The 4,616-nt window shown below is 61.0% G+C and carries 4 protein-coding genes; 3 read left to right on the top strand and 1 reads right to left on the bottom strand.

All coding sequences use genetic code 11. The annotated features are described in order from the left end of the window. The coding region (locus tag ACT6UX_RS30200) for a transposase (RefSeq protein WP_444778837.1) at positions 1-448 on the top strand (448 nt) is incomplete at its 5' end. A gap of 97 nt (positions 449-545) precedes the next feature. Here ACT6UX_RS30200 and ACT6UX_RS30195 read toward each other — a convergent pair. Continuing rightward, the gene (locus tag ACT6UX_RS30195) at positions 546-1,037 is read right to left on the bottom strand and encodes a UDP-N-acetyl glucosamine 2-epimerase (RefSeq protein ID WP_444778836.1); all 492 of its coding nucleotides are present in this window, start codon (positions 1,035-1,037) and stop codon (positions 546-548) included. A 433-nt stretch (positions 1,038-1,470) separates the two neighbouring features. Here ACT6UX_RS30195 and cysD point away from each other — a divergent pair, with 433 nt between their 5' ends. After that, positions 1,471-2,418 (top strand): sulfate adenylyltransferase subunit CysD, encoded by a 948-nt coding sequence (gene cysD / locus ACT6UX_RS30190; RefSeq protein WP_444778835.1) that lies wholly within the window; start codon positions 1,471-1,473, stop codon positions 2,416-2,418. Then, entirely contained in the window at positions 2,418-4,292 is a 1,875-nt protein-coding gene (gene cysN, locus ACT6UX_RS30185) for a sulfate adenylyltransferase subunit CysN (protein WP_444778834.1), read from the top strand. Before cysD ends, cysN begins: the two co-directional genes overlap by 1 nt. Positions 4,293-4,616 lie beyond the last annotated feature (324 nt).

Raw genomic sequence — 4,616 nt, 5'->3', positions numbered from 1 at the left:
CGGTTTCGTCTACCTGGCTGCGGTGGTCGACTGGTTCAGCCGACGGGTTCTGGCCTGGCGGGTCTCGATCGACATGGCGGCGGACTTCTGCCTCGAAGCCGTCGAAGAGGCGCTGATCCGGCACGGCAAGCCGGATATCTTCAACACCGATCAAGGCTCGCAGTTCACCGGCGCGGCCTTCACCGGCCTGCTGGCCGGCAACGGCATCGCCATCAGCATGGATGGCCGGGGCGCCTGGCGCGACAACGTCTTCGTCGAACGGCTGTGGCGGTCGGTCAAATACGAGGAGGTCTATCTGAGGGCCTACGACAGCGTCGGCCAGGCGCGCGCCTCGCTGGGGCGCTATCTCGGCTTCTACAACAGCAAGCGACCGCACTCGAGCCTTGACGCCCGCACGCCCGATCGCGCCTACTTGGGCGACACCGCGATCCTGGCACGGGCGGCATGACATTTTTGCCGCCGTGATGCTCTCGCCGCTTCGGGCGGGCTACGCCCGCCCTCCGCGACGAGAGCATCACGGCGATACCAACCGGCAGAGCCTCCACTTAGCAAGCACGGAAATCTGTCCAAAAAAACGAGCCACCTGTCGGCGAGGGTGTCCAGAGCACGTCGGCAATTGCATCGGTCACGAGACGGTTGATCTCTTCGGGCATGGTGCGGTCGAAGCTTCGCGGGCCCGATTCCAGGTGCGAGACCGGCAGCTGGAGCTTCTTTGCTGCAATGGCGCAGGCCATCGTCGAATTCACGTCGCCGACCACGATAACGTCATCCGGAGGCGCCTTTTGGCAAAGCGCCTCATAGGCGATCATCACCGCCCCTGTCTGCTGGGCATCGGTTCCACTGCCTACGCTGAGGTGGAAGTCCGGAGCCGGAAGCTCGAGATCCGAGAAAAAGACGTCGGACATCATCGGATCGTAATGCTGGCCCGTATGCACGAGGACCGGACGGCACCAATCTTCCTTGCTGAGTGCATGCCACAGGGGCGCGATCTTCATGAAGTTGGGTCGTGCGACGGCAATCAGGTGCAACGATTTCATTAAATAGTACTCTTAGTCCTCTCCGTGGTCGGGCAAAGATGAATGTTCAGGGACAGTAAAATGTCCATCTGCCATACACTCTGGCGTCACTGCAGCGTGCCCATTCGGCGGTCCCGCCGCCGCGAGTCAACGTAGCCCCGCAACCGGCGTGAAGGGGGGGGCATTTCGGCAGCAATCGCATGGTTGAGGGATGTTAACATAGGCGAGAGCGATGTTAGGAGATGATATTGGGGGCAACCCGGGCAAGAGGAGTTCGCGCCTGCCGGGACCGCCCGTGATCAGGCTCGTTGGACGTGTGGTCCGCCCGCCGTCCGCGGTCGACCTCTTCACGTCAATGGGACTCGAACGGCCCGTCGAGTAGTGCTATCAAATCCGCCGGCGGGAAGTGATGTTCGGGATGTCCGTCCGGGGCAGGCAGCAGAACTATTCGCGCATGTCGAATTCGCAGAGCTTACGGGATATGCAAGCAAAAGCCGTCGGACAACTTTCGCCCCACCTTCGCCGGTTGGAGGCGAAGGGGATCTCGATAATTCGTGAGGTCGCGGAAAGCTTCCGCAATCCCGTGCTGCTGTATTCGATCGGCAAGGACAGCAGTGTCGTTCTGCATCTCGCCCTGAAGGCTTTTGCTCCCGGCAGATTGCCCTTTCCCTGCCTGCACATTGCGACGGGTTGGGACTTCCGGGCAATGCTCGAGTTTCGCGATCAGCGGTCGGCGGAGCTGGGCCTCAATCTGATCGTGCATACCAATCGGGACGGTATCGCGCAGGGCATCAACCCTCTGGATCATGGCTCTCAGCTTCATATGTCGGTGATGGGAACGGAGGCGCTCAAGCAGGCGCTGGATGCCGGCAAATTCGATGCCGCTCTCGGTGGTGCGCGGCGCGACGAAGAAAAAGCCAGGGCGAAGGAGCGCGTGTTTTCCCACCGGTCTGCCGGGCATATCTGGGAGCCGCGGAACCAGCGTCCGGAACTGTGGGAACTCTACAATACCCGCTTGGCTCCCGGCGAAACCATGCGCGTCTTTCCCCTGTCCAATTGGACCGAGTTGGACGTATGGACGTATATTAAAGCCGAGAATATCCCGATCGTGCCTCTCTACTATGCTGCACCCCGTCCGATCGTGCGGCGCGGCGGCATCCTCATCTTCCGGGACGATGACAGGATGAAGCTGGAATCCGGCGAAAAGACCGAAGAGATGTGGGTTCGCTTCCGAACCATGGGCGACTGGCCGTTGACGGCAGCTCATGAGAGCCGCGCGGACTCTATCGACGAGGTGATTGCCGAAATCCGCACGTCCCGCGTCAGCGAGCGCGCGGGACGCCTCATCGACCAGGACCAGGACGCGTCCATGGAACGAAAGAAAAGAGAAGGCTACTTCTGATGGGCTCTTCGGCGAGGGGCGATAGTGAAGGCCGAGGGCTTCTGCGCTTTTTGACTTGTGGGTCGGTCGACGATGGCAAGTCGACGCTGATCGGGCGCCTGCTCTATGACAGCCAGCTGATCATGGATGACACGCTGAGCAGCCTGGCCAAGGACAGCCGCAAGCACGGCACGGTCGGGGAGGATATCGATCTCGCGCTTCTGGTGGACGGCCTCGAGGCTGAGCGCCAGCAGGGAATTACCATCGACGTCGCCTATCGCTTCTTTGCGACGCCAAACCGTTCCTTCATCGTGGCTGACACGCCGGGCCATGAACAATATACCCGGAATATGGCGACCGGCGCGTCGAATTGCGATCTGGCGATTATCCTTGCGGACGCGCGCAAGGGCATTCTATCGCAGACCCGGCGCCATACCTATATTTGCTCGCTGCTCGGCATCCGGCACGTCGTGCTGGCGGTGAACAAGATCGATCTCGTCGAGTTTTCGCAGGAGGTCTTCGACCGTATTGTCGCGAAATGGACCGAATTTGCCTCCCGCCTCGGATTCTGGACCGCGGTGTCGATTCCCGTCTCGGCTCGCTTCGGGCACAACGTCACCCGGACCGGCAGCGAAATGCCCTGGTACAGTGGGCCTACCTTGCTTGACCATCTCGAGACGGTGGACGTCGAGGCCGACGCGGTCGAGAGGCCGTTTCGTTTCCCGGTTCAGAGGGTCAATCGGCCGAGTCCCGACTTTCGTGGTTTCTCCGGAACCGTGGCGTCGGGGCGGATCGCTGTAGGCGACGCCGTTATCGTCGCCGCGTCGGGCCGCCAGAGCCGGATTTCCCGGATCGTCGGTCCCGGCGCTGAGCAGGAGATGGCGAGCGCGGGGGAGGCGGTAACGCTTTGCCTCAGCGACGAAGTGGATATCGCGCGAGGTGACGTGCTGGCTCCGCCCAAGGACCGTCCCGAGGTCAGCGATCAGTTTGCCGCTCATGTTCTCTGGATGGACGACAAGCCGTTGTTGCCTGGCCGCCAGTACCAGATGCGCGTCGGCAATGTCTGGACGACGGCCTCGGTCACCTCGATCCGCCATCGCGTCGACGTGAATACCCTCGAGCGCCAGGCGGCGCGGCAGGTCTCGTCGAACGAGATCGCGGTGTGCCACCTCTCCACTGCGCAGCGTGTCCCGATCGACGCCTATGCCGACAACCGGACGACCGGCGCTTTCATCCTGGTCGATCGCTACACCAATCACACCGCCGGCGCCGGAATGGTGGACTTTCAACTTTCGAGGGCGACGAATACCCATCAGGAACACTATCCGGTCGACAAGCACGCTCGTGCGGCGCTCGACAATCAGAAATCCCTTGCCATCTGGTTCACGGGTCTTTCAGGGTCCGGCAAGTCGACCATCGCAAAGATCGTCGAGCAGCGGCTTCACGCCGAACGGCGCCATACCTACACGCTGGACGGCGATAACCTGCGCTCCGGATTGAATCGCGACTTGGGATTCACCGATGCCGACCGGGTCGAGAATATCAGGCGTGTCGGCGAGGTGGCCAAGCTCTTCGTCGATGCTGGCTTGATCGTGCTGTGCTCGTTCATTTCTCCCTTCCGCGCCGAGCGGCAGATGGTGCGGGAACTGATCGGCGACGAGGATTTCGTGGAAGTCTTCGTGGATACGCCCATGGAAGAATGTATGCGGCGTGATCCAAAGGGTTTGTATGCCAAGGTCGGAAGAAGCGAGATCAGGAATTTTACGGGCCTCTCGAGTGCGTATGAACCTCCCGCGAAACCAGACCTGCATCTTCTGACGCTTGGGACGACACCGGAAATGCAGGCAGACATCGTGGTTCGCTACCTTGCCGACCGGAGCGCCAGGCAGTCATAATATAATAGGTTCTACGAGATACGGAGAGGAAACACCTCGGTCGGCCGCTTGTGTGTTTTTCGTTGTCCGGCATCCGCTTTACCGGCGCGTTCTATCCATGAAGTGAGTCAGTCAGCGCTCTGCCCCGCGTCATTTATTCGCGCCATAACCCTTCGGGCGGGATCAAGGTGGCATCAGCCGCACTCGGCCGAAGACTGCAGGCAGCGGATGGAAGGCGGCATGGGGCGTGTGGTGTATTTGGACGTGTGCTAGAGCATCGAGCGCTTAATCGGGAGCATATCCAGCGTCTTTGAGGAAGTTCCAGCACTCGTGCTGGGAGTAGAG

The sequence above is a fragment of the Reyranella sp. genome, from assembly GCF_052439685.1.
In the GTDB taxonomy this organism is placed as follows: domain Bacteria; phylum Pseudomonadota; class Alphaproteobacteria; order Reyranellales; family Reyranellaceae; genus Reyranella.
Note: the sequence above shows the minus strand (reverse complement) of the source record. Positions and strands in the feature narration are given on the sequence as shown.